This window comes from Rhizobium sp. Pop5, assembly GCF_024721175.1.
Lineage (GTDB): Bacteria > Pseudomonadota > Alphaproteobacteria > Rhizobiales > Rhizobiaceae > Rhizobium.
Map to the genome: position 1 here is coordinate 575,592 of NZ_CP099399.1, position 24,173 is coordinate 599,764.

The window sequence follows — 24,173 nt, forward strand, 5'->3', positions numbered from 1 at the left end:
TTGGCAGCGGCGGGTAGTATCAAAGGCATTCTCTTCGACAAGGACGGCACGCTGCTCGATTATGACGAAAGCTGGCTGCCGGTGAACCGGGAGCTTGCCCGCATCGCCGCCAAAGGGGATCAGGCTCTTGCCGACCGGCTGCTTTCCGCCTGCGGCATGGATCCGCTGACCGGCCACATCGTTCCCGACAGCCTGCTTGCCGCCGGCAATACCCGCCAGATCGCCGAAGGTCTCGTGGGCGCGGGCTCGATGGTCGATGTCGACGAACTGACGATCCGCCTCGACGAGCTCTTTTCCAGCGCCGCCCAATTTTCCGTGCCGGTGACCGATCTCGCTGGTTTTTTCGGCCGGCTGCACCGGCGAGGCTTCAAGCTCGGCGTCGCCTCCAGCGACAATGAACGCTCGATCCGCCAGACGGCGGAACGTTTCGGTTTTGCTGGCTATATCGACTATGTCGCCGGTTATGACAGCGGTTTCGGCACCAAGCCGGAGCCGGGAATGCTGCTTGGCTTCTGTGCCGCGACCGGCCTCTCGCCGGAGGAGGTCGCGATGGTCGGCGACAACAACCACGATCTTCACATGGGGCTGAATGCGGGCGCGGGGCTCAGGATCGCCGTGCTGACGGGTACCGGCTCGCGGGATTCGCTTGCCGCCGCGGCCGACCATGTGCTCGACGATATCACCGCCATTGAGACGCTGCTGCCGGACCTGCAGCCCGCCTGACCGGTAAGGGCTTGCGTTTTCATCGATTTTGACCTCTCAATCCGGTCGGGAAAACGGAAATTTTTCGCCGGGCAGGGAGCAGGACGGCAAATGATCTCAGAAGCGCCGCCGTTCTGGTGGAGGAAAGCCGATTGGCGGGCCTGGCTGCTGTTGCCGCTTTCCTTTCTCTACGGCCGCATCGCCGGCCACCGTATGGCCTATGCGCGCCGCGCCTCCGTTCCCATTCCGGTTATCTGCGTCGGCAACTTCACCGTCGGCGGCGCCGGCAAGACGCCGACGGCTCTGGCGATCGCCCGCGCCGCCAAGGCGAAGGGGCTGAAGCCCGGTTTTCTCAGCCGGGGCTATGGCGGCTCGCTCGATGTGACGACGGTGGTCGATCCCGGTCATCATCGGGCTGTGGCCGTCGGCGACGAACCGTTGCTGCTTGCGCAGGAGGCGCTGACGGTGATTTCCCGAAGGCGCGTCGAAGGCGCGCAGCGCCTGGTGGCGGAGGGCGCCGATCTCATCATCATGGACGACGGTTTCCAGAGTGCGCGCCTTGCAATCGACTATGCTCTGCTTGTCATCGATGCGACGCGCGGCCTCGGCAATGGCCATATCGTGCCGGGCGGCCCGGTCCGCGCGCCGATCCGCCAGCAGCTGCGTTATGCGACGGCGCTGCTGAAGGTCGGCGACGGCAATGCCGCCGACAGGATCGTCCGCATCGCGGCGCGCGCGGCAAAACCCTATTTCACCGCAATGCTGAAGGTGCGTGGCGACAATACCCTTGCCGGCATCAAGGTGCTTGCCTTTGCGGGCATCGCCGATCCTTCGAAATTCTTCCGCACCGTCCAATCGCGCGGCGCCGAAATCGCGGTCGCCAAAACCTTCGGCGACCACGAGCACCTGACCGAGGAAGAGATCGACGACATCCTGACGACTGCGGAGCGTCAGGGTCTCCTGATCGTCACCACCTCCAAGGATTTCGTCCGCCTCTCCGGCCATCACGGCAAGGCGCAGCAGCTTGCCGAAAAGAGCCATGTGATCGAAGTCGACATGGTGTTCGAGGATCACCTCGCACCGAACCTCATCATCGACCGGGCGATCGTTGCCTGCCGCGAACGGCGGCTGCGGGAGATCAAGACCGGGGTTGAAGCGAAAGAACCGCTCTGACAGGCTGCTGCAGAATATCTTTGCAATGCAGCGCTGTTACACGATCGAGCGAAGCAAAGTTTCGCGGGCCGAGGTCAGATGCGACCGGCAAGCGCGATCGATCAAGGCGATATTGCGGCTTTCGAGGGCTTCGATCAGCGCGAGATGTTCCCGAATGGCGACCTCATTCCGCGCCCGTTCGTCGCGCTTGTTCCACTGATAGTGATAGTGGAAGACTATGGCGATCACATCTTGGAAGCTCTCGATAAAACGGTTTGGCGCGACCGCCGCAATCAGCCGGTGGAATCGGCTGTCCAGCTCCGAGAAATCCTGAAACCGGGCGTCAATATCCGTGAGCAGTTCCAAATGCGCCGCCCGTATAGCGCTGACCTGCTTCCAGACCGGCGAGCCGTCAGGTAGAGTGGCGAACAGCCGTGCAGAGCGCACTTCGAACATCTCTCTGATCTCGAACAGTTCGAGTGCGAAACTCGCTGTGAACCCTTTAAAAACCCAGCCTGCGTTCTGACGCTTCTCGATCAGCCCATATCGCTGAAACCGATTGAGAAATTCACGCACGATCGTTGTCGCGACGCCGAATCTCCTGGCCAATTCCGCCTCGTTGATTTCCGTGCCCGGACAAGCGTTGTCGCGCAGCATCCATTCCATGAAATTCGTCTCGACCTGTTCGGAAATTGCTAAGGTTTCTTCCTTCGGATAGCGCTCTATCTGCCGCGGCTGCTCCCGCATGATCCTCCTGTGCGCTTCAGATGCGATGATCCCACGCGCGGACATCCCCGCTAGCACCTTGCGCACCGTCGTTCTGCTCACGCCAAGCTGGGCGCGCAGTGCGTTTTCTGACGGCAACTCCTGCCCAAGATCGAGCGTTTGAAGGATATCGATCATATCATTGAAGGCCCGCTTAAAGGTCGTATCCGTTCTCACGGCACAACTCCCGGTATGATTTTGTATCCATAAAAAACAAGTTGACGCATGTTTATCACATGTTTCTTATGTATAAAAAACGGGGGAGGCTAGGGGAATTTGGAAGACTCTGGGATTCTGCCTCAGAATTCGTCCCGGCCTGGGGGTTCGCAAGATGCAACCTTCCATCCGAGACAATCCGGCATCACGTTTGGACTGAAGCTGTTGAGCCTGGGTCCTCTATTGATACTCATCATGCTCATCGCCGTCGTCAGTTTGATCACGCCGGCTTTTCTAAAGCCTGTTAATCTGAGCAACATCCTGGCGCAGACAGCGGTCATTGCTGTTGTGGCCATGGGACAGCAGCTCGTTATCCTGACGCGCGGGATCGACCTGTCCGTAGGCTCGAATCTTGCGCTCTCGACGGTCATTGGCGGACTCGTCTACCAGCAGGTCGATTCCTCAATCGTCGTCATCATAGCCATGCTGCTTGCGGGCGCTGCTGTCGGCGCGGTCAACGGCGTGGTGTTTGTCCATGGCCGGCTGCCGCACCCTTTCATTATTACGCTTGCGACCTTGAGCATCTGCCGCGGCCTGGCCCTTACATTGGCCCCCGGCCACACCACCATGCGCGGGATGCCCGATGCAGTCAGTGCGATCGGCGGCGGTACGACGCTCGGCGTGCCCAATTCCTTCTTTGTGGTTGCGCTGCTCGGACTTCTTTTTCTGATCCTGACGAAGTCGATGGTCTTTGGCCGATGGATCTACGCGGTCGGCGGCTCGCCGAATGCCGCCAGAAGCATGGGTATACCGGTAAAGGGCGTTTTGCTCGCCACTTACATCATCTCCGGCTTTTGTGCAGGTGCCGGCGCGGTGCTGCTCGCAGGGCGGACCGCCGCCGCCTCGCCAATCTATGGCAATCTTTTGGAACTCGACACCATTGCCGCGGTGATTATCGGTGGCGCCAGCTTCCTTGGCGGAAGAGGTCATCTCGGCCATGCGCTGATCGGCGCTGTACTGATCGGCGTCATCCGCAACGCGCTCAACCTTCTCGGGGTCGACGTGTTTTTTCAAATGATCGCGATCGGGCTGGTCATCGTCATCGCCGTCGAGGCCGATGTTCTTCGCAACCATCTCGAGGCGCGGGCGCGCGTGCTTCAATCGGCGAGAGTGCAATGAACCCTGCATCCACCACCCCGACACTTTCGGTTCGGAACGCTCAGAAGCGCTTCGGCGCGATCCATGCCCTGAAAAATGTAAGCTTTGATGCCTATGCAGGTGAGGTAACCGCTCTCCTGGGCGATAACGGCGCCGGCAAGTCGACTCTCGTCAAATGCATCAGTGGGCTGCACAGTCTCGACGAAGGCGAGATCCTCGTGGATGGGGCTGCTGTATCGCTCCATTCAACGGCGGCGGCTCGCCGCGCCGGTATTGAGACCGTCTATCAGGATTTGGCGCTCTTCGACAATCTGACCCCCGTACAGAATTTCTATTGCGGACGAGAAATCTCCTTCCCTTCCTGGCTGCCGCGTCCGCTCCGCTTCCTCAACACGGGCGAGATGAAGCGGCAGGCAGCAAGTGTCATCGATCGCCTGAAGGTGAAGCTGCCGAGGTTCGACGCGCCGGTCGCGCTGATGTCTGGAGGGCAGCGACAGGCCATCGCGGTCGGGCGCGCCATTGTTTTTGCGCGCAAGCTGGTGATCCTCGACGAACCGACGGCCGCCCTCGGCCTTCGCGAGTCTCGCCAAGTGCTTGACCTTATCAATCAGCTCAAAGCCGACGGCAATGCCGTGATCATCATCACACACAATATGGAGCATGTCGTCGAAATCGCCGACCGGGCGGTTGTGCTGCGACAAGGCCGCAAGGTGGGTGAACTGAAGCCGACGGAAGCCAACAAGCAGGACGTTGTCGCGATGATTGTAGGCGCCGAGGCTTGACGGAGATCGCTGCTTCGTTGGGGCAGCGGACAACGAGATCGCTCTGGAGGAGGGCGATCGAAACATGGGAGGTGTATCATGAAACAGCAATTACTGCTGGGGGCTCTTGCGCTCCTGGCCGTCGCCGCAGTGCCGTCCTTGGCGCAGGAACCGGTGAAGCTCGGCTTTATCACCAAATTCCCCGTACCGTTCTTCGCAACAATGGAGAACGCAGCAAAGGATTATGCAAAGAAAAATCCAGGCGTCGAAATCATCTACGGGCAGGGCACGTCCGCAACAGACATTGAGGGCCAGATTGCACAGATCGAATCCATGATGACGCAAGGCGTGCAGGGCATTGCCCTCACGCCGGTCGATCCCACGGTGTCCGCTGCGCTGGACAAGGCGGTGGCTGCCGGTATCAAGGTCGTGCTGATGGACAACAACATTCCGGATTGGAAAGGCAGGACCGCGCTTGCCACGACCAATAATTTCGCCGCGGGCAAAATCGCCGGCGAATATCTCAAAACGGTTCTTAAATCAGGCGATACGCTTGGGATACTCGAGGGCGTGCCCGGCGTGCCTGCGCTTGATGACCGTGTAAAGGGTATGCTCGAAGGGTTGGGGGGCCTTGACGTCAAGATGGTCGGGAAAGGCGCGACAAACTGCACCGAGGAACTCGGGATCAGTGTCGCCGAGGATCTGCTCACGAAGAACCCGGACCTCAAGGCTATTTATGCCGCTTGCGGCCCGCCCGCGGCTGGCGCGGCGCGCGCGATCAAGAACGCGGGCATTGCCAATGACAAGATTGTGCTGGTTGGTTTCGACTTCTGCTGCGGCGAAGAGGAAGCAATGAAGAGTGGTGTCGAGGATGCGTCGGTGGCCCAGTTTCCCACCAAGATGGCAGAGCTTGGTGTGGATGCGCTGGTAAAATCGATTCGCGGACAGCCGGTTGAGTCTTTGATTGACTCCGGCGCCGCGCTTGTGACGCCCGAGAATATGGCAAAATTCAAGTGACGTGTTGCCTCCGTCGACCGCGTGGACGACGGAGGCAAGCCTCACTTCGCTGTCGGGTTTGATATCGTCGCGCCCGGCGGCCGGGGGTCACGCTGACGGCTGAAAAGACGCGGCCGCGCGTTAGCGCCGCTGGTTCGGCAGTACGCCGGCGCGTTTGTCGGCTTCGAGCGATGACATCACATCGGCATAGGGTTCCTGCCGCGCGACGCTCCAGTAGCGCAGTTCGTCGAGCGGGACATGTTTTCCCGTCATCGCGCATACGACATAGGAGCCGGGCGAGAGAATCTGGAAATCGCCATCGAGATACCGGATCTTCGCCTCGCGGTTTCCGTGCCCTTCGAACAAATTCATGCGCTCCGTTCCCTGAAAGCTGTCATCCTTCTGCCATACTCCCGCAAAGACTGCTTTTCCAGCTTTTTTAGCTTCTGCCGAAAAGCCGTTCGATATCGCTGAGCTTCAGTTCGATATAGGTTGGCCGACCGTGATTGCACTGACCTGAGCCGGGCGTTACTTCCATTTCCCTCAGCAGCGCGTTCATTTCTTCCGGCCGCAGCCGCCGTCCGGAGCGCACCGATCCGTGGCATGCCATGGTCGCCGCCACATATTCGAGCTTGGCCGAGAGGCCTGATGCCGTGTCCCATTCGGCAATCTCGTCGGCAAGCTGGCGGATGAGGCCGCCTGCATCGACCTCGCCGAGCATGGCAGGTGTCTCGCGCACGGCAATCGCGCCCGGACCGAAGCGCTCGATCGCCAGGCCGAGTTCGGCAAGCTCCGCCGCGTGCTGCATCAGCCGGTCACAATCCTCTTCCGGAATGTCGATGATCTCGGGGATCAGCAGCACCTGCGATGCCAGACGCTTCGAGTGCAGCGCCTTGCGCATCGCTTCGAAGACCAGCCGCTCATGCGCGGCGTGCTGGTCGACGATGACGAGGCCGTCTTCAGTCTGAGCGACGATGTAGTTCGCATGGATCTGCGCCCGTGCCGCGCCAAGCGGATAGCGCGTGGTCGCCTCCGGGGCTGCCGGCGCGGTGGAAGACTGCGGTTCGGCCCGCGCCGTCGGCGTCGAAAGCCCATCGAAGGATGCCTGCGGCCGTTCGGCGAAATGCGTCGCTTGCTGGTAGGGCCGGGAAGGGGAGGTCTCGGCCGACCATGGCGCCTGCGGCCGCGGAGCGTTCGGCTGGAAGCCCGGACGGAAGGAGCGCAGCATGTCGCTCGCTCCCGTCGTCGCCGCCCGGCTGCCGTCGCGTGCCAAGGCCTCCCGGATCGCGCCGACGATGAGGCCGCGCACCAGGCCCGGATCGCGGAAGCGCACATCGGATTTCGCCGGATGCACGTTGACGTCGACGAGAGCGGGATCAAGCATAATCGACAGCACCGCCACCGGATAACGACCTGATGGGATCGTCTCGGCATAGGCGCCGCGGATCGCCGACAGGATCAGCTTGTCCTGTACCGGCCGGCCGTTGACGAAAGCATATTGATGGGCCGAGTTGCCGCGATTGAAGGTCGGCACGCCGGCAAATCCGGTCAGCGAAACCTCCTCGCGCTCGGCGTCGAGCGCAATGGCGTTGTCACGGAATTCCTTGCCGAGCACTTGCGCCATGCGCGCCAAATGGTCGTCGCCGGTCGCAGGGAATTCCAATGTCGTGCGGTCCGAGCCTGACAGCACGAAGCGCACAGCGGGGAAGGCGATTGCCATCCGCTTGACGATCTCGGTGATGGCGCCTGCCTCGGCCTTTTCCGTCTTCAGGAATTTGAGCCGGGCGGGCGTGGCGAAAAACAGGTCGCGCACTTCGACGATCGTCCCCGGATTGGCGGCAGCCGGCCTCAAATGCATGATCTTGCCGCCGGTGACGGCGATCTCGTTGCCGCCTGCACTGTCGCGCCTGCGGCTTGCGATACTGAGCCTGGCGACGGAGCCGATCGAGGGCAGCGCCTCGCCGCGAAAACCGAGCGTGCGGATATCATCGAGCGTCTGGGAAATTTTCGAGGTGCAGTGGCGCCTGACCGCCAGTTCGAGGTCGGCCGCATCCATCCCCGAGCCGTTGTCGCTGACGCGCAACAGCGCCTTGCCGCCGCCTGCCGTGGCGATCTCGATGCGTGTCGCACCGGCGTCGAGCGCGTTTTCGATCAATTCCTTGGCAGCGCTCGCCGGCCGCTCGATGACTTCACCGGCGGCGATTTGGTTGATGAGCGTTTCGGAAAGCTGTCTGATGGTCATGGGTTATTTTCGAGGATTCGCGGGCTGGAGGGAAGAGGGGCGATCGGCCTTCCCGCAACCGTGATCGGGAATTCCACCAAATTTGAGGATCGCCGCTGTATAAATTATGCAGCAGTTCAAAGTGTTACAGCGTGTTATGCGCACCTGAGACGGTACGCGGCGCGGTAATGTTAAGCCGGTTTTAACATAAAAATGGCATTTCTAATCACACACCTCCGGAAGCTGTGAAATCGAACAGATGTGGGACGCAACAGAATGAGTGCCGGCTTCGAAAAGGCGGACACATCATCGGAAACCGACGGAAATTCCGCCGAGGCCGATCTTCAGACGGCACTTTTCGATGTGGTGTGCGACAGTCTTTCGGCAGCCTTTATCATCTACGACAAGAACGATCATCTGATCTTCGCCAGCCGGCAGACTCTCGAATTCTTTCCGTTGCCGCCCGAAATGCTGAAGCCGGGCACAAGGCTTCGCGACTTCCTCGGTGCGATCTACGACACCGGCATTCGCCAGCAATATGACGTCAGGAAGGGCGGGTCGCTGAGCCGCGAAGACTGGCTGTCGCAGAAAATCGCCTCGCATTGGCGCGAGCGCTTCGAAGCCGTCGAGCGTCACGGGACCGACAGCTGGGTACGCTTCGTCAAACGCAGGCTGCCGGGCGGCTACGGCGTCACCGTCATTTCCGATATCTCCGAGGACAAGAAGCGCGAAGAGCAATGGCGCTCGGATCTGGAGCGCGTGCAGCTCACCGAGGACATCCTCGACAATCTGCCGTTTCCGCTTTTCGTCAAGGACCGCAACCTCACCTATGTCGCCGTAAACCTCGCCTTCTGTGAGAAATACCAGACAACAGCCGACGAAGTGCTCGGCCGCAAGAGCGGTGATCTCTTTTCCCCGGAGATCGCCACTCGTTTCGAGGAAAGCGACCGTCATGTGCTGGAGACCGGTGAGATGTCTATCTCCCGCCAGCGCCAGATCTCCCGCGACGGCATCGAGCGCGACATCGTCAGCCGCAAGCATCGCATCGGCAAGCCTGGCCGCTACTTCCTGGTATCGACGATGCAGGATCTGCCGCGCGACGGCGCGGATCTCGATGAGTTCGACCGGGCGTCCGCGATCACCACATCAAGCAATCAAAGCTATCGCCGAGCCTATCTGCCGGTGCCGAACCCTGTCGGGCGGCGCGAGCCGGCGGCGATGGAAGCGATCGTTCCGGAGAATTTCTCCGGTCGCAAGATCCTCGTGGTGACCGCCGATCTCGCCGCCGAGACAGCCGCCCTGCGCACGCTGTCGAAATACGGCTTCGAATCCTGCTCGGTGCGCGGCGAGGACGAGGAGGAGCGGTTCCTGGAGATCGCCACCTCCTCCGGCATTTCGCTTGACCTCCTGATCATCGACAACCAGATGGGCATGCGCTGTCTCGAACTCGCCGAGCAATACGGTATCCCGGCGCTCGTCATGGACGGCTTCCAGATCGCCAACGAGCTCACCTTCCAGATCGCCCGCCATTTCAATCGCAACAGCCGCAGCGGCGCCGGCCCGGACAGCGATTGGGAGATCAGCACCTCCGACGATGTAGTCAGCCTGGAGGTTCTCGTCGCCGAGGACAACGATATCAACCAGATCGTCTTTTCGCAGATTCTCGAGGGCCTCGGCTACCGTCACGTGATCGCGGCGACCGGCGACGAGGCCGTGCGCCTGTGGGCCGAACACAGGCCGCAGATCGTGCTGATGGATATTTCCCTGCCGGGTTTCAACGGCTTCGAAGCGGCGCGCCTCATCCGCCAGATGGAGGAAACCGGAGGCGAGGCCCGCACCCCGATCATCGGCGTGCTAACCCAGGCCTTCGAGCGCGATCGCGCCGAATGCTTCAAATCCGGCATGGACGACGTCATCATGAAGCCGGTCAGCCCCGATATGATCGAGACCGTATTTCAGAAATACCTAATTGAAGAGGTGATGATGCGGGCACGCAACTAGTCGGTGATCGGTCAATTCCCCAGATATTGGGAGCGTCCGGACGGTGGCGGCCGCTGATTTACTATCGAATTGTTAAGACATGCCGGTCATTCTTGACATGGCTGCGGAGGAAAAGCTTGGGTTTGGATGATGAAATCGGCGGAATTAGCTTTCTTGACCGGCAGTCAGAATGAGCCGCAGGCAATGGCCTATACCGATCCGTTGACCGGATTGGGAAACCGTAACCGCATGCGGGACAAGGTCCTGCAGATATCCGCCGAGCGAGCCAGCGATCCGGCGCCCTTTACCATCGGCATCGCCAACCTCGACAGCTTCAAACCCATCAACGATCTGTTCGGCTCCGCCGCCGGCGATGAGATCCTTTGCCAGGTCGCCCACCGCCTCAAGGCCTGCATTCCGGATGGTGCGTTGGTCACCCGCCATGATGGCGACGAATTCGCCTTCGTGCTGCCGCTGATTTTCGAACGGGCGAGCGCCGAGAAATTCGGCCAGATGATCCGCGAGGTGCTGTCGGCTCCTTATGATCTCGGCGACCGCAACGTCCGTCTCTCAGCCTCCTTCGGCTTTTCCATCTATCCGTTCGCGGGCGAGGATTGCGAGGAACTGCTGAAGAGCGCCGAAACCGCGCTCTACCGTTCCAAGCGCCGCGGCCGTGGCCAGATTACCGTCTATTCGCGCGAGATCGCGCAAGAAATGAAGCGCGCCACGCAGTTGGAGCAGGCGCTCAGAAACGCCATCATATCAGACGCGATCGACGTGCATTTCCAGCCGATCGTCTCCTTGTCCAACAATCAGGTCGTCGGTTTCGAGGCGCTTGCCCGCTGGAACGATCCCGATCTCGGCTTCGTTTCCCCCGGTGTCTTCGTGCCGCTTGCCGAAGAGCGCGGCTTCATCGACGCATTGTCGGAGGCGCTGCTGCGCAAGGCTGCAGAAGCCGCGCTTTCCTGGCCGCGCGACCTCTTCCTGTCGTTCAATCTTTCTTCGGCGCAGCTGATGGACCCGGGCACGAGCAGCAGCGTCTTGTCGATCCTCGGCCGCGTCGGCCTCGATCCGCATCGCTTGGAACTGGAGATCACCGAGACCGCGGTGATGGGTTCAGCCGATACCGCTCATCGCATCATCGCCGATCTGCGCGCTGCCGGCGTGCGCATTTCGCTTGACGATTTCGGCACCGGGCAGTCGAGCCTCGGGCGCCTGCGCGACTTCATTTTCGACAAGATCAAGATCGACCGTGCCTTCGTTTCGCGCATCAATTCCGACCGTGCCTCCGAACACATAATCAAGGCGATCCTTGCCATGTGCGAGGGCCTGGAATTGGAAGTCGTCGCCGAGGGAATCGAGGATTATGCTGAAGCCGTGAAATTGCGCACGCTGGGCTGCGGCATGGGGCAGGGCTATCACTTCGGCCGGCCGGCGGATGGCATCGCCACGCTGCGCTTCCTGCACGAAAACTATTATGACCCAGCCGTGACCGAGCGCGTCAGCGCATAGACGAGATGCCCGAGCCGTTCCATGAAGCAAAGCGATGGCGCCCCTAGGAGCGCCATCGCCTACGCTATACTACCGTGCGCGGATTACTTAGCCGTGGTCGAGCCGGTTGCTGTTGTATCGGTGCCGGGCGCCGGAGCCTTTTCGGCCGCCTGCATGGCCAGCGTCTTGAATTCAGGCGCGGCCTTAAGAGATTCGGCTGTTTCGCTGGTCGTCAGCTTGAGGCTGCCGTCCTGGGTGTTCTGGGCGACGGTGATCTTCTCCATTGGAACGGCGACGTCTTTCTCGCCGATGCCAAGGAAGCCACCGACACCGACGATCGCAGCAACGATGCCACCGTCCTTCTTGAGGATCAGGTCGTTGATGCTGCCGATGCTTTCATTTTTACCGTTATAGACCGACTGGCCGATATAGGTATTGGCGCTGATCTGGTCCGCAGCCTGCTCGGTCAAATAGCCGGCCTGAGCCGTGTCGGCCGTCGGTGCCGGGGCCGGAGCCTGTGCGGCATCGCCCGCGGGCTTGGTGACATCAGGGGTTACCGGCGGCTTGGGTGCTGCCGGATCAGCCGGAGCTGCCTGCGTCGGAGCGGCGGGATCCGCAGGTTTCGGCGCCGTCTGCGAGAATGCCGCCGGTGCGAAAGCCGTGGCAAACAGAGCGCCAGCGGCAACGGTCGTCAGAAGTTTGCTTGTCATTTCGAACCTACCTTTTCATTTCCCTGGAGTAATTGCTGACCCGGCAAGGCCCGTTTTGGACATGCTTGCCGCGCCGGTTCGAAGAGGAAATGACTGGTGTGCCGATTGGTTCCGGCTGAAAACACGGAAAATTTCTCGATTCTCACGGAACTTTTATCGATAAGCCGGCGGCAAAATGCAGAAAGGCGCCTCAGTCTGAAGCGCCTCTCGTTGCTACGGGCAAGGGATGTTCAGATCACGTAGACGGGGTCGAATATGCCCTTGACCTCGATGCCGAGCTCAAGAAGTGCGCCGGCGCTGGGCTGCGCCGAACGCGCATCTTCATCAAGCCCTTCCCAGGCGGTGGTCACCGCCAGCCGGTCGGCGCTGGCGCCGATGAAGGCGGGGCAGGAGGGCTGGACGGCCGGAACCTTGTAGCGTGAGATGCGCAGGCCATCGGGATTGTAGCGGTCGACGACGCCGGCGCCCCAGCGCGCGTTCCAGATATAGCCGTCGGCATCGACCACTGAGCCGTCGATATCGCCGGGCTCGTTCATGCTGTCAACGAGCACGATCGGCTCGCCCGAGGGCAGGCCGGTCTGCGGATCGACCATGACGCGCATCAGCCGGTTGATACGGGAATCTGTATAATAGCCGATCGTGCCGTCAGGCGAAAAGCAGATGGAATTCGGGATACTGATGCCGTTGAAGATCTTCGTCACCTTGCCGCCGGCGACATGATAAATGGCGCCGGCCTGGTTTTCCGCCCGCTTGCTCATCGTGCCGATCCAGAGCGCGCCGGAGGGATGGGTGCGGCCGTCGTTCGAACGGTTTTCCGGCTTGTCGTTTTCGAGCGCGGCGTAGAAAGTGAGATTGCCGCTTGCCACGTCGCGTACGAAAAGCCCTTCCTCCGTCGCGATCAGCTGCCGTCCGGCGTCGATACGGGCCAGCACGCTTGCCATGACGGGAAGCGGATGCACCTTCTTCTGCCCTGAGGAAAGATTGAGCTCATGCAGTTCCTTGCCTAAGATGTTGAACCACCAGACGGTATTGCTGTCCGGGTCATAGGTAGGGCCTTCGCCGAGAACGGAATTGGTGTTGCAAAGGGTCTTGCCTTCGAACTCGTAGATGTCGGTCATACGCTCACGCTCCCGTAGCTGCATCATAGGCGTAAATGGTCGCCTTGGCGCGCTCGGCAACCTCTGCCGCGGTCATTCCCGGTTTGTAGATGCTGGTGCCGAGGCCGAAGGAGAAGATGCCGGCCTTGGTATAATCGGCGAAATTCTTGTCCGACACACCGCCGACGGCGGCGATGACCAGCTCCGGCGGCAGGATGGCCCGGATCGCGGTGATTCCGGAAGGGCCGAGCACGCTGGCGGGAAAGAATTTGAGGCCCGTGGCGCCGGCACGCGCTGCAGCCAGCGCTTCGGTCGGCGTAAAGACACCAGGCATCGTCACCATGCCGTATTCACGCGCCCGGATGATCACCTCCGGCTCGACATTCGGCGTGACGAGCAGTTTGCCACCGGCCGCATTGAGGCTGTCGACCGCCTCGACCGTCAGTACGGTGCCGGCGCCGATCAGCACCTCTGCCGGCGCCATCTTCGCGGCGATCTCGATGGATTTGAACGGCTCCGGCGAATTCAGCGGGATTTCGATCGCCGTCAGGCCGTTTTCGATCAGGGCGCCGACGACGCTCTCGGTCTCTTCAGGCCGGATGCCGCGAAGGATGGCGATCAGCGGGCGCTTCATGTCGGGGAAGGGGATACGGTTCATCGTGTCAGCTTTCTCAGTTCGGCCAGATGGCTTCGGCGGCGGCCGAAAGCCCGCGGCGCACGGCGGCGTCGGCGTCGATGGCGGTGAAGGCAAGGGAGAGAGTTCTAAAGGCCTGTTCATAGAGCGCTTGCAGGCGCCCGGAGGCGACGAGCGTAATACCGGTGCCGGCTGGCGCATTCTGCAGCGCCCCGGCGATCTCGAGCCCGATCAGCGTGCCGGAAAGCCGGGCTTGCGCGGCAGCGGCAGAAATCCCGTGCAGCAGTTGGCCCGAGCGGGCGGTAAACAGCAGGTTTGAGGCAAGCGCCGGGCGCGCGAATGCGGCGGACACCGCCGCCTCGAAGGCGGCCGCATCCGTCGGTTGCTCCTCGGCACCGGCAACGGCATGCGACAGGATCGTGTGCTTGCTGACCGCATCGAAAAGTTCGCCGGTCATGAAGGTCGAGAAGCCGGTAACCCTGTCGTCCACCACATGCACCCATTTCGAATGGGTGCCCGGCATGCAGACCGCCTGCGCTCCGGAGCTTGCGGAGCCAAGCGCGCCGAGAATCTGGGTTTCCTCGCCGCGCATGACGTCGGGAGCGGCGATATCCCGCTGGGCAAGGCCCGGCAAAATGCGGATGTCGCGGCTTTCCCCGGGCACGGACACGGCCCCGGTCAGGATAGAGGCAAGGGATGCCGGCACGTCGATATAACCGGCCTCGATCCAGCCCTGCCTTGCGCCCGCCATGCCGCAGATGATGACCGGCAGGTTTTCCGGCGCCTCGACGGCGGCAAGATGGCCGGCAAGCACTTGGGAAAAGCCGGTCTTTGCAGCGCTCGTCATGCCTTCGCCGCTGCGGCGCTCGGCAAGGATGCCGCCGTCCTTGCCGATCAGCCAGAGCCTGAAGCTGCTGGTGCCCCAGTCCACCGCGACATAAGCGGGATTAGCCATTACAGAACGCCTCCATCGACAATCAGAGACTGAGCGGTCACTCCAGCCGCGCAGTCGGATGCAAGAAACAGGCAGGGACCGACGATCGCATCGGCCGTGAGTGGGACTTTCAGACACTGCTGCTCCACCGAGCGCGCGATACTCTCCTCGGTCAGCCAGAGCTGCATCTGCCGTTCGGTGACGACCATGCCGGGAAGGATGCAGTTGACCCGGATATTCTCCGACCCGAGCCTGCCGGCCATGCTTTTCGTCAACCCGACGACAGCTGCCTTGGCGGCCGCATAGGAGGGAAAACCACCCATGTTCAGCTTGAAGGCGATCGATGACATATTGACGATCGCCCCGCCGCCGGCAGCCCGCATCGACGGCGCCACCGCTTGCGACGTAAAGAATACGTGCCGCAGGTTGACCGCCTGGTTATTGTCCCAATAGGCTTCGGTCACCTCGTCGAATTCATGGCGGTCGTCCCAGGCGGCATTGTTGACGAGAACGCGGATCGGCCCGGAGGCCGCAACGACGCGATCGACCACAGCACGGATCGCCCCGACGTCGCGCAGGTCGGCATGATGAAAGGAGACAGGATGCGTCGTCTCCCGTGACAGCCTCTCGGCAAGCGCGCTGCCTGCGGCCTCTGCGATATCGATGAAGGAGACCTTGGCGCCCTGCCGGGCAAAACCTTCGACGATCGCAGCACCTATGCCCGACCCGCCGCCGGTCACGAGCACGGTGCGATCTCTGAACTCGGGAAATTCTGCTGGCATTGCGGTCACCGTTTCCTCCGGCGATAGTTCCATTATTTGGAACATAATTTGACTATATGGAATTATCGAATTATGCTGCCCTCTCTGTCAAGGGCGGGAGAGCCGATGAATTCAGACGTCGGAATGATGGCGCAGACACGCGATACCGGCACACTCGGCAAGCTGATGGCTCTGCTCGATCTCGTCACCCATGCGGACGCCCCGTTGCGTTTCACCGATATCCTCTCCCTTGCCGGCCAGCCGCGCGGCACGCTGCATCGCCAGCTGAGCCACCTGGTGGAGGAAGGGTTGCTGGAGCTCGACGGCGACGGACGTTACGCCCCCGGCCTGCGCCTTCTCGATTTCGCCGCGCGCAGCTGGGCGCGCAACGAATTCCGTCTCATAGCCGAACCGCACCTCGCCGAGCTGCAGCAGGCGACCGGCGAGACCGTGCATCTCGGCGTTCTCAGGGGTTCCTCGATCATCTATCTGGATAAGGTCGAAGGCCGCCAGCCGGTGCGCATGTATTCGCAGATCGGCAACGCTTCCCCCTGTTATTGCACTGGAGTCGGCAAAGCCGCTCTCTCCAGGCTTCCGGCCGAAAGCCTCGCCAATCTGCTGGCCGGTTTGAGCTTCACCCGGTTTACCGCCTCTACGCATGTTTCGGCGGAAACTCTGCTTGTCGAGATCCGCGAGATTGCCGATCTGGGTTATGCCTTAGACCGCGAAGAACATGAGGCCGGCATCCGTTGCATCGCCGCGCCGATCTGGTCGGAGGACCGCACTTTTGTTGGCGGTGTTTCGATTACTGGTCCGGCCTATCGGTTGTCGATGGAACTTCTGCGCCAGTGGGCCGTTCCAGTTCAGCTGGCGGCAGAAAGGATCATGGAGGGTATGCGTATCCGTCTGGGCCCGCGCCGCTGATGTGCCTCTTTGCTGGACGCGATCGCAGAGCATGCTTATGATGAGCGCGATATTGAGATTTGGCGGCGAATCACCACAACTGCAAATAGTCCGTGAAATCTGCAACCATTTACCGGCCGAACGCTTCACGCCGAGGCCCATTCCATTTGATCAATCAGCGATCGTCATTCCGGGAAGCATCGAGCCGGCCGCAGGGCAGGTTTCGTGAACGGTTTGCCGGCCCCGCGCCGAAAATGAAGAAATGTGATGGCACCCTTGTCGCAAACATCCCGGAATGAAGACGACTACGTCGAGGAAATAGCGGGTCTGAAGACCCAGTTCGATATTTTCCGTTTCATGAAGCGTGTGACGGAGGACTATCGCTGCCGTGCCTTCATGGTCCTCAACCTGCCGCCGATCACCTCCTACGATCTTCAGGGCAGCACGGTCATCACCAGCTGGCCGGCCGAACTACTGGCGATCTACGACCAGGAGGCCTTGATGGTGAACAGTCCCGTTCTTCGGCGGCTCAGAACATCCACGCGGCCCTTTCTCTACGACATGACGCGGTCTGAATGGTCGCGAGACGATGGCAAGTCCGCCCTCGTCGCCGGCTTGTTCGAACGTTTCAAGATGATGCGGTGCGCCTATTTCCCGACGCATGAGCCGTCTGGCCTGCGCGGCGCCGTCTCCTTTGCCGGCGACCGCGAACCCTTCAGCCCCGTGGAGATGCGGGAGCTCTGCTATATCGCCATCCATGTCTTCGACAGGCTCGCCGAGATCCGCCATCTCGACACGCGCATGACCGATACGCTGACGGACCGCGAGATCGATTGCCTCAACTGGACGGCGGCCGGCAAGACCAGCGCCGAAATCGCCGAAATCCTTGCGCTGTCCGAACACACGGTCAATCACTACCTTAACCGCGCCACCAAGAAGCTCGATACGGTGAACCGCACCCAGGCCGTCGCCAAGGCGCTGCGGATCGGCCTGATCAAATAAGTTGCAAAAGGAGCGGCGTGCTTTCGCCGTTCGCCCAGCGCATAGGCAGGTTTTTCCAGCAAAAGGGCAATTCCTTGCGGGTTTGGCCTGTTCCACGCTGATTTTCCATCTGGCACGCTTTCTGCATCTCCTTTGCCAGAGGTCCAGAGGGGACTTTGATGACCAGCGCCAGGAAATGGCGCGGCCGAAACACCGCTGCCGACGCCGATGCCGCTTCTCCGGTACTTCGGTGTCGGTAGCGGTTGTTGCGTTTTGGCACCGCCTATTGCGCAGCTGTTCAAGATTCCGGCTTCTCCGTCATTTTTTTCTGGCCTTTTTCCCAGCTTACTCTAGTTCGCCCGCATTGCGCCGGTTCCAGGGGAGACCGTTGCGGCCATCAGGGCGAAAGCCCGGCGGACTTGATGGCCGCAACGGAATGCCGATTTTTCCGCTGCTCTCCTGGCACCCCGCAAATCGATTTTCCTGCCGATGATTTTGTTTGGCGAAGGCGTGCGTCTCCACTATCTCTACTGCATAATTTTAGCCTTGATCGGGATCGATCAAGGCTAAAATTATGCAGTGATTTAAAGTGCTACAGTGCCAGAAGAAGCAGTGAGGATGGAATGGCCGACGTCACCAAGGAACAGGTTCTCGAAACGCTGAAGACCGTGCGTGGACCGGATCTCGAGCACGATATCGTCGAGCTCGGTATGGTTTCCGACGTTTTCATCTCCGACGGCAAGGTCTATTTCTCCATCACCGTTCCGGCCGAGCGCGCCAAGGAGCTGGAGCCGATGCGGCTTGCCGCCGAGCGCGTCATAAAGGAAATGCCGGGGGTCAAGGGCGCCCTCGTGACGCTGACGGCGGACAGGAAGGCGGCCGCAGCCACGCCTCCCGCGCGCCCGGCACCGAACCCGCCCCACGGCCATGCCGGCCATGATCATTCACACGATCATCGCGGCCACGCGCACCCACCCCAGCAGCAGTCTCCGCGCGCCGGCAGGATCGGTGTTCCCGGCATAGGTGCCATCATCGCCGTCGCATCGGGCAAGGGTGGAGTTGGCAAGTCGACCACCGCCGTCAACCTCGCGCTCGGCCTGTTGGCCAATGGTCTGCGCGTCGGCATCCTCGATGCCGATATCTACGGTCCGTCCATGCCGCGTTTGCTGAAGATATCGGGCCGTCCGACGCAGATCGATGGCCGCATCATCAATCCGATGGAAAATTACGGCCTCAAGGTCATGTCGATGGGCTTCCTCGTCGATGAGGAGACGGCGATGATCTGGCGCGGACCGATGGTCCAGTCGGCGTTGCTGCAGATGCTACGCGAAGTCGCCTGGGGCGAGCTCGACGTCCTCGTCGTCGACATGCCGCCCGGCACCGGCGACGCGCAGCTGACCATGGCCCAGCAGGTGCCGCTCGCCGGCGCGGTTATCGTCTCCACGCCGCAGGATCTCGCTCTGATCGATGCCCGCAAGGGCCTCAACATGTTCCGCAAGGTCGAGGTGCCGGTCCTCGGTATCGTCGAGAACATGAGCTATTTCATCGCTCCCGATACCGGCACCCGCTACGATATCTTCGGTCACGGCGGTGCCCGTAAGGAAGCCGAGCGCATCGGCGTGCCCTTTCTCGGCGAGGTGCCGCTGACGATGAACATCCGCGAAACCTCCGATGCCGGAACGCCGCTCGTCGCCTCCGAGCCGAACGGCATCGTCGCAGGCATCTATCGCGGCATTGCCGCCAAGGTCTGGGAGCAGGTCGGCGGCCAGCCGCAACGGCCCGCGCCGACGATCATCTTCGAATAGGCGCCGAATCGCTGCCGCCGATACCCCAAATTGTGGGGGAAACGTGGTGAAAGGCCGCGCTTCACGGAAGATGTCTTGATTATTTCACGGCTTTGCTTCATATGCCGCGGCGCCATGATGGCGTTGCTGCTCAATGACGGTCGCCTTCGTTTCGAAGGGGCCGGTCCGCCTGCAAGTTCGGAGTTGTCTTGTCGATCGAAGGATTGGTAACTGCGATGCGGTGGAGCATAATGCGCATGCCGGTCCGAAAGGCTGGATGCTGCCGGAGTCGTATGAACTTTCTTGATCCGCTTCCGTTTCGACCGATGACGAGCGACCTTCGCGTTGCCGCTCTCGCGGCTGCATGGAAAGGCTTTCGATGAAGAGGGCAATGGCCACGAAGCGGCGTGAGCATCGGAGACCGTGCCGGTGATCACCGCTTACTGTTCCAATTGCAGGTCGATCGAGATCCGCGACCTCTCGCAGGGTGCGTCCTTGCCCGAGGACGTGGTATGGATCGACATGATCGAGCCGACCCGCGAGGAGGAGCTCTATGTCGAGAAGGTTCTCGGCATCGAGGTTCCGACCCGCGACGACCTCAAGGATATCGAGCCTTCCGCTCGCCTCTATGTCGAAAAGGGCGCCGTCTTCATGACGGCCTCGCTTCTCTGGAAGGCCGATACCGAGGCGCCGATGCTGACCGACATCGCCTTCATCCTGGCGGGAAACCGGCTGGTCACCATCCGCTACGCCCATCCTAAATCCTTTGCGCTGTTCATCGCCGCCCTTCACCGGCTGCCGGAAAACTGGCGCAGCGGCGCTGCTCTTCTTTCCAAGCTCCTGGAGACGATCGTCGACCGCACCGCCGAGGTCCTCGAAGTCTCCGTCTCGCGCATCGACATCTTGTCGATGCATGTCTTCGGCGACCGGGCGAGGAAGGTGCGCCGGCCCTCGAACTATCTCGAGGAGAAGCTGAGGGATATCGCCGGGCATCACCGGACGATCAGCAAGCTGCGCGACAGCCTCGGTTCGCTTTCCCGTCTGCTGACCTTCTTTCACACGACCCCAGCGATCCAGCAGGACCGCGAGGCGAAAGATCTCTGCCGCACCGTCTCACGCGATATCCAGTCGCTGTCGGAGCACGCTTCCTTCGTCGCCGCCAACATCACCTTTCTGCTCGACGCCTCGCTCGGGCTGATCAACATCGAGCAGAACTCGATCATCAAGATTTTCTCGATTGCATCGGTGGTGTTCTTGCCGCCGACACTGGTCGCCTCCATCTATGGCATGAACTTTCAGGTCATGCCGGAACTGACCTGGGCCGCGGGTTATCCCTATTCGCTGGCCCTGATGGTGGTCTCCGCCGTCATTCCCTTTTTCTTTTTCCGCTGGAAAGGCTGGCTCTGAGGAGCCTGTTGCAACTTCATGTCCGAAGAGAGCCATCCGAACGAACGCCATATGACGCCGAGAAAGCTGTTTTATCTCGCGCTGGGTTCCGTCGGCGTCGTCTACGGTGATATCGGTACGAGCCCGCTCTACGCTTTTCGCGAGGCGCTGAAGCCCGTGGCCCATGACGGCCTCACCCGCTTCGAGGTCATCAGCCTGATTTCGTTGATGATCTGGGCGCTGACGATCATCGTCACCATCAAATACGTGCTCTTCCTGCTGCGCGCCGATAACGAGGGCGAGGGCGGCACGCTGTCGCTGCTTGCCCTTCTGATGAAGACGGCCAACGGCCACACCGCCTTGCTGATGCTGCTCGGCCTGATTGGCGCAGCGCTCTTCCTCGGCGATGCGATGATCACGCCGGCACTATCGGTGCTGTCGGCCGTCGAGGGCCTCAAGCTCGTCACCCCCAGCCTCTCGGAATATATCGTGCCGATTTCGGTGGTGATTCTTGCGCTGCTCTTCGTCGTGCAATCGCGCGGCACTGGCGCCGTTGCGAAGTTTTTCGGCCCAATCACCGCCGTCTGGTTCCTCGTCATGGCCGCCGCCGGCATTTCCCATATCTCCGACGACTACGGCATCCTGGCTGCCTTCAATCCCTATTATGCCGTCAGCTTCTTGCTGCATGAGGGTTTCTACGGCGTCGTCGTGCTCGGCGCGGTCTTCCTGACGGTGACGGGGGCGGAAGCGCTTTATGCCGATCTCGGCCATTTCGGTCGCCGTCCGATCCAGTGGGCCTGGTTCGTGCTGGTGTTCCCGTCACTGACGCTGAACTATCTCGGGCAGGGCGCTCTCGTTCTCGGCAAGCCGGAAACGATGTCCGATCCCTTTTATCTAATGTATCCGCAATGGGCGCTGCTGCCGGTCGTCATCCTTGCGACCGCCGCAACGATCATCGCGAGCCAGGCTGTCATAACAGGCGCCTTCTCGCTCGTGCGCCAAGGCATCAACCTCGGTTTCCTGCCGCGCATGGAAATCCTCTTCACCTCGGAAACCAACACCGGGCAGATCTTCGTGCCTTCGGTCAACGCCGTTCTGTTCATTGGCGTCATCTTCCTGGTCCTGAGTTTCAAGACCTCGGACGCGCTGGCGACCGCCTACGGCATCTCCGTCACCGGCGCCATGGTCGTCACCTCGATCATGGCCTTCGAATTCGTCCGCACGCGCTGGAACTGGTCGCTGCCGGTTGCCATCATCGCGCTCGCTCCGCTGGTCGTGCTCGAAATGATCTTCCTCGGCGCGAACCTCCTGAAGATCCACGACGGCGGCTATATCCCGATCCTGATTGCCACGGCTTTTACCGTCATCATGTGGACCTGGCGCCGCGGCACCGCGATTCTCATGGAGAAGACCCGCCACACCGATATCCCGCTCGCCTCCTTCGTCAGCTCGATCGAGCGCAAGAGCGAGCATTCGCCGGCCCAGGTTCCCGGCACCGCGATCTTCCTGACCAGCGATCCGGAATCCGCGCCCGCCGCCCTGCTGCACAATCTCAAGCACAATCACGTGCTGCATGACCGCAACGTCATCCTGACGATCCGCACGGTCAACAAGCCGCGCGTCCCAAGCCACGACCGTTACAAGGTCGAGCAGATTTCCGAGCGCTTCTCCCGCGTCGAGCTGCTTTTCGGCTTCATGGAATCGCAGAACGTCTCGCAGGCCTTGGCGACCCTGCGCAAGACCGGGCTGAAGTTCGACATCATGTCGACTTCCTTCTATCTCGGTCGCCGCAAATTGGTGCCGGACGCCAAGTCCGGCATGCCTTACTGGCAGGACCGGCTCTACATCGCGCTCGCCAACGCCGCCGCCAATCCCTCGGATTACTTCCGTCTGCCGGCCAATCGCGTGGTGGAATTGGGCTCGCACGTTATTATTTGATGGGTGGGGCAAAGACCCCGCCCCAAACCCCCTCCACAAGGGGAGGGGCTTAACCTGCCGCACCGTCTCGCAAAACTCTGGATCGGCAGACTACGAGATGATTGCGAGGCAGAGCGGTAATGCCGGGCCAGCCCCTCCCTTGTGGGGAGGGGACCTTCGCAAGGGTCCAGACACACCTCATTTGGCGAAAATATCACCCACATTAGAATATCCAAAAACTCTCAAGGTCACTTTCCGGCACAGGCTGTTAACCAGACATCAAGGTTAATGCGGGATTTTCAGTGGAATGTTTCAGCGTTCCATGCCCGGAGTTCGTGTTGCGTCGAAAGCGTCCTTCCCGTAGCAAGCTGCGTCTTATCCCTGAGAATTGGGTATCGCCCGCAATTTTCGGGCTCGCCGGCTGGCTGATCTTCCCAAGCGTGGCCTCGCATGCTGATCTCGCGACCATGCTCGCCGGTCTTGATCACGAGGGCCAGAACTGGCGCATGGTGCTGACCAATTCTCCGGCCGGCTCGATCCATCAGGCCGAACTGACTTTCGCCGATTCGATGACGACAGGCTCGATCTCCGCCGATGCCGGCATGGTGCTGCCCGATGGCCGCAAGGTCGCTTTTACCGCCAAGGAGAAGGGCCACGAGGGCACGCCGGATGAAGACCGCGTCAACCGCAGCACGAAGAAAGGCCGCGTCGTCGCCGTCGAGAAGATGCAGCCGCCCAAGGATTTCTCCGCCGGCTCGATCCTCGAGCGCACGAAGATGCTTTTCACACCGACTTTCGATCTGAAGGACCGCTCGGCCTTCGTCAAGCCGAAGATCCAGGGCAAGGAGATCGAGATCGCCACTTCATTCTATAGGAAGCAGCCGGCTATGCCGGATCGCGGCGTGCCCGCGATGCTCGCAAGCCTCGTCACCAGCAACAAGGCCGACGTTCTTGCCACCGCCTATGCGCCGGCGGCACCCGACTATGCCCGCCAGTCCCCGTTTGATTCCATCTTGACCGACCAGGACAGCGGCCGCTTCGTCCCAGAGATCGGCCCGCGCGATCATGCCTGGGCCGCAAGCGTATTGCCGCCGAGCGTCTTTTCCGCCGGCGAGCAGCAGTGCCTTGCCTCCGGCATCTATTTCGAAGCGCGTGGGGAATCGGTGAAGGGCCAGGCGGCCGTCGCCCAGGTCATTCTCAACCGTGTCCGTAATCCCGCTTATCCCAAGACGATCTGCGGCGTCGTCTATCAGAACGAGGATTGGCGCAATCGCTGCCAGTTTTCCTTCGCCTGCGACAGCATCAAGGACCGGGTGAACTCGGAATATCACTGGCGGGTCGCCCGCGATGTGGCGATGGCGGTGACATCAGGCAAGATCTGGCTGCCACAGGTTGGTTCGGCAACGCACTACCATGCCGTCTATGTCAGACCGAAATGGGCAAAGACCATGGAAAAGGTGGGCCGCATCGGTCTCCATGTCTTCTACCGCACCTATGGCGGCGGCTGGAGCTGAGATAAACGTGTGGGGCCAAGCCGATTTCAGGCCCGGAAAAGCGGATTCTTTCAATCGAATTTGGGCGATCGGTCGAATATCGGCCTAAATTATTGATTCGATGGAATTATTTTCTGGCTGGACAGAAGTCGCCTACGCCTTGACTATACCAATCCCTAAAACTATGTTGC

23 protein-coding genes are annotated in these 24,173 nt (G+C 61.0%); 14 read left to right on the plus strand and 9 right to left on the minus strand.

Annotated features, from left to right (window positions below):
* Positions 1-723, plus strand: coding sequence for an HAD family hydrolase (locus tag NE852_RS04950; RefSeq protein ID WP_008529480.1), 723 nt, complete (start codon positions 1-3; stop codon positions 721-723).
* Between the two features lie 90 nt (positions 724-813).
* Positions 814-1,875, plus strand: a complete 1,062-nt coding sequence (lpxK, locus tag NE852_RS04955; protein ID WP_258156243.1) for a tetraacyldisaccharide 4'-kinase — start codon at positions 814-816, stop codon at positions 1,873-1,875.
* A gap of 36 nt (positions 1,876-1,911) precedes the next feature.
* On the opposite strand, the gene NE852_RS04960 is transcribed toward lpxK, so the two are convergent.
* The gene (locus NE852_RS04960) at positions 1,912-2,796 is read right to left on the minus strand and encodes a GntR family transcriptional regulator (protein ID WP_008529470.1); all 885 of its coding nucleotides are present in this window, start codon (positions 2,794-2,796) and stop codon (positions 1,912-1,914) included.
* A gap of 99 nt (positions 2,797-2,895) precedes the next feature.
* On the opposite strand from NE852_RS04960, the gene NE852_RS04965 reads away from it, so the two are divergent.
* From NE852_RS04965 to NE852_RS04975, 3 genes are all read left to right on the plus strand, one after another.
* Positions 2,896-3,954, plus strand: coding sequence for an ABC transporter permease (locus NE852_RS04965; RefSeq protein WP_205621958.1), 1,059 nt, complete (start codon positions 2,896-2,898; stop codon positions 3,952-3,954).
* Positions 3,951-4,715, plus strand: coding sequence for an ATP-binding cassette domain-containing protein (locus tag NE852_RS04970; protein WP_008529468.1), 765 nt, complete (start codon positions 3,951-3,953; stop codon positions 4,713-4,715). The genes NE852_RS04965 and NE852_RS04970 overlap by 4 nt, the downstream gene beginning before the upstream one ends.
* A 78-nt stretch (positions 4,716-4,793) precedes the next feature.
* Positions 4,794-5,711, plus strand: a complete 918-nt coding sequence (locus NE852_RS04975) for a sugar ABC transporter substrate-binding protein (protein WP_008529467.1) — start codon at positions 4,794-4,796, stop codon at positions 5,709-5,711.
* A 120-nt stretch (positions 5,712-5,831) separates the two neighbouring features.
* Here the strand turns inward: NE852_RS04975 and NE852_RS04980 are convergent, their stop codons facing one another.
* Together NE852_RS04980 and mutL are read right to left on the minus strand one after the other, a co-directional pair.
* Positions 5,832-6,062, minus strand: a complete 231-nt coding sequence (locus tag NE852_RS04980) for a DUF2093 domain-containing protein (RefSeq protein WP_008529466.1) — start codon at positions 6,060-6,062, stop codon at positions 5,832-5,834.
* A gap of 67 nt (positions 6,063-6,129) precedes the next feature.
* Positions 6,130-7,932: a DNA mismatch repair endonuclease MutL gene (gene mutL / locus NE852_RS04985; RefSeq protein ID WP_258156244.1), complete on the minus strand. Its 1,803-nt coding sequence runs from the start codon at positions 7,930-7,932 to the stop codon at positions 6,130-6,132.
* Between the two features lie 255 nt (positions 7,933-8,187).
* On the opposite strand from mutL, the gene NE852_RS04990 reads away from it, so the two are divergent.
* Both NE852_RS04990 and NE852_RS04995 read left to right on the plus strand, forming a co-directional pair.
* Complete coding sequence (locus tag NE852_RS04990) at positions 8,188-9,912, plus strand: response regulator (protein ID WP_008529459.1); 1,725 nt, start codon at positions 8,188-8,190, stop codon at positions 9,910-9,912.
* A 126-nt stretch (positions 9,913-10,038) separates the two neighbouring features.
* The gene (locus tag NE852_RS04995) at positions 10,039-11,403 is read left to right on the plus strand and encodes a bifunctional diguanylate cyclase/phosphodiesterase (protein WP_258156245.1); all 1,365 of its coding nucleotides are present in this window, start codon (positions 10,039-10,041) and stop codon (positions 11,401-11,403) included.
* Positions 11,404-11,486: 83 nt separating this feature from the next.
* On the opposite strand, the gene NE852_RS05000 is transcribed toward NE852_RS04995, so the two are convergent.
* The 5 genes from NE852_RS05000 to NE852_RS05020 form a co-directional block, all read right to left on the minus strand.
* Positions 11,487-12,092, minus strand: a complete 606-nt coding sequence (locus NE852_RS05000) for a PRC-barrel domain-containing protein (RefSeq protein WP_008529455.1) — start codon at positions 12,090-12,092, stop codon at positions 11,487-11,489.
* Between the two features lie 230 nt (positions 12,093-12,322).
* The gene (locus tag NE852_RS05005; protein ID WP_258156246.1) at positions 12,323-13,210 is read right to left on the minus strand and encodes an SMP-30/gluconolactonase/LRE family protein; all 888 of its coding nucleotides are present in this window, start codon (positions 13,208-13,210) and stop codon (positions 12,323-12,325) included.
* Between the two features lie 4 nt (positions 13,211-13,214).
* On the minus strand, positions 13,215-13,847 hold the full coding sequence (locus NE852_RS05010; protein ID WP_037172271.1) for a 2-dehydro-3-deoxy-6-phosphogalactonate aldolase: 633 nt from the start codon (positions 13,845-13,847) through the stop codon (positions 13,215-13,217).
* A gap of 13 nt (positions 13,848-13,860) precedes the next feature.
* Complete coding sequence (locus NE852_RS05015) at positions 13,861-14,778, minus strand: 2-dehydro-3-deoxygalactonokinase (RefSeq protein ID WP_258156247.1); 918 nt, start codon at positions 14,776-14,778, stop codon at positions 13,861-13,863.
* A complete protein-coding gene (locus NE852_RS05020; RefSeq protein ID WP_008529443.1) occupies positions 14,778-15,539 on the minus strand; it encodes an SDR family NAD(P)-dependent oxidoreductase in 762 nt (253 codons plus the stop codon). Before NE852_RS05020 ends, NE852_RS05015 begins: the two co-directional genes overlap by 1 nt.
* A 105-nt stretch (positions 15,540-15,644) precedes the next feature.
* Between NE852_RS05020 and NE852_RS05025 the strand changes: the two genes are divergently transcribed.
* The 3 genes from NE852_RS05025 to NE852_RS05035 are packed head-to-tail and all read left to right on the plus strand — an operon-like array spanning position 15,645 to position 17,423.
* The gene (locus tag NE852_RS05025; RefSeq protein ID WP_008529442.1) at positions 15,645-16,442 is read left to right on the plus strand and encodes an IclR family transcriptional regulator; all 798 of its coding nucleotides are present in this window, start codon (positions 15,645-15,647) and stop codon (positions 16,440-16,442) included.
* A 37-nt stretch (positions 16,443-16,479) separates the two neighbouring features.
* Complete coding sequence (locus NE852_RS05030; protein WP_258156248.1) at positions 16,480-16,650, plus strand: hypothetical protein; 171 nt, start codon at positions 16,480-16,482, stop codon at positions 16,648-16,650.
* Positions 16,651-16,688: 38 nt separating this feature from the next.
* Positions 16,689-17,423, plus strand: a complete 735-nt coding sequence (locus NE852_RS05035; RefSeq protein ID WP_008529441.1) for an autoinducer binding domain-containing protein — start codon at positions 16,689-16,691, stop codon at positions 17,421-17,423.
* On the opposite strand, the gene NE852_RS05040 is transcribed toward NE852_RS05035, so the two are convergent.
* The gene (locus NE852_RS05040) at positions 17,416-17,682 is read right to left on the minus strand and encodes a hypothetical protein (protein WP_258156249.1); all 267 of its coding nucleotides are present in this window, start codon (positions 17,680-17,682) and stop codon (positions 17,416-17,418) included. The two genes, NE852_RS05035 and NE852_RS05040, sit on opposite strands and share 8 nt — an antisense overlap.
* A 343-nt stretch (positions 17,683-18,025) precedes the next feature.
* Here NE852_RS05040 and NE852_RS05045 point away from each other — a divergent pair, with 343 nt between their 5' ends.
* From NE852_RS05045 to NE852_RS05060, 4 genes are all read left to right on the plus strand, one after another.
* Positions 18,026-19,207 (plus strand): Mrp/NBP35 family ATP-binding protein, encoded by a 1,182-nt coding sequence (locus NE852_RS05045; RefSeq protein ID WP_008529437.1) that lies wholly within the window; start codon positions 18,026-18,028, stop codon positions 19,205-19,207.
* A 408-nt stretch (positions 19,208-19,615) separates the two neighbouring features.
* Positions 19,616-20,593 carry a magnesium transporter CorA family protein gene (locus tag NE852_RS05050; RefSeq protein ID WP_258156250.1) on the plus strand — a complete coding sequence of 326 codons (978 nt, stop codon included), beginning with the start codon at positions 19,616-19,618 and terminating at the stop codon, positions 20,591-20,593.
* Positions 20,594-20,611: 18 nt separating this feature from the next.
* Positions 20,612-22,510 carry a potassium transporter Kup gene (locus tag NE852_RS05055; RefSeq protein ID WP_258156251.1) on the plus strand — a complete coding sequence of 633 codons (1,899 nt, stop codon included), beginning with the start codon at positions 20,612-20,614 and terminating at the stop codon, positions 22,508-22,510.
* Between the two features lie 281 nt (positions 22,511-22,791).
* Entirely contained in the window at positions 22,792-24,003 is a 1,212-nt protein-coding gene (locus NE852_RS05060; protein WP_205621957.1) for a cell wall hydrolase, read from the plus strand.
* Positions 24,004-24,173: the final 170 nt, after the last annotated feature.

Bases quoted from the DNA above. Each gene is read 5' to 3' on its own strand.
- NE852_RS05055 (WP_258156251.1), top strand. From the start codon at position 20,612: ATGTCCGAAGAGAGCCATCCGAACGAACGCCATATGACGCCGAGAAAG.
- NE852_RS04995 (WP_258156245.1), top strand. From the start codon at position 10,039: ATGATGAAATCGGCGGAATTAGCTTTCTTGACCGGCAGTCAGAATGAG.
- NE852_RS05020 (WP_008529443.1), bottom strand. From the start codon at position 15,539: ATGCCAGCAGAATTTCCCGAGTTCAGAGATCGCACCGTGCTCGTGACC.
- NE852_RS04980 (WP_008529466.1), bottom strand. From the start codon at position 6,062: ATGAATTTGTTCGAAGGGCACGGAAACCGCGAGGCGAAGATCCGGTAT.
- NE852_RS04990 (WP_008529459.1), top strand. From the start codon at position 8,188: ATGAGTGCCGGCTTCGAAAAGGCGGACACATCATCGGAAACCGACGGA.
- NE852_RS04975 (WP_008529467.1), top strand. From the start codon at position 4,794: ATGAAACAGCAATTACTGCTGGGGGCTCTTGCGCTCCTGGCCGTCGCC.
- NE852_RS05045 (WP_008529437.1), top strand. From the start codon at position 18,026: ATGGCCGACGTCACCAAGGAACAGGTTCTCGAAACGCTGAAGACCGTG.
- mutL (WP_258156244.1), bottom strand. From the start codon at position 7,932: ATGACCATCAGACAGCTTTCCGAAACGCTCATCAACCAAATCGCCGCC.
- NE852_RS05010 (WP_037172271.1), bottom strand. From the start codon at position 13,847: ATGAACCGTATCCCCTTCCCCGACATGAAGCGCCCGCTGATCGCCATC.
- NE852_RS05035 (WP_008529441.1), top strand. From the start codon at position 16,689: ATGGCACCCTTGTCGCAAACATCCCGGAATGAAGACGACTACGTCGAG.
- lpxK (WP_258156243.1), top strand. From the start codon at position 814: ATGATCTCAGAAGCGCCGCCGTTCTGGTGGAGGAAAGCCGATTGGCGG.
- NE852_RS05005 (WP_258156246.1), bottom strand. From the start codon at position 13,210: ATGACCGACATCTACGAGTTCGAAGGCAAGACCCTTTGCAACACCAAT.
- NE852_RS05000 (WP_008529455.1), bottom strand. From the start codon at position 12,092: ATGACAAGCAAACTTCTGACGACCGTTGCCGCTGGCGCTCTGTTTGCC.
- NE852_RS05030 (WP_258156248.1), top strand. From the start codon at position 16,480: ATGATGAGCGCGATATTGAGATTTGGCGGCGAATCACCACAACTGCAA.
- NE852_RS05025 (WP_008529442.1), top strand. From the start codon at position 15,645: ATGAATTCAGACGTCGGAATGATGGCGCAGACACGCGATACCGGCACA.
- NE852_RS04970 (WP_008529468.1), top strand. From the start codon at position 3,951: ATGAACCCTGCATCCACCACCCCGACACTTTCGGTTCGGAACGCTCAG.
- NE852_RS05015 (WP_258156247.1), bottom strand. From the start codon at position 14,778: ATGGCTAATCCCGCTTATGTCGCGGTGGACTGGGGCACCAGCAGCTTC.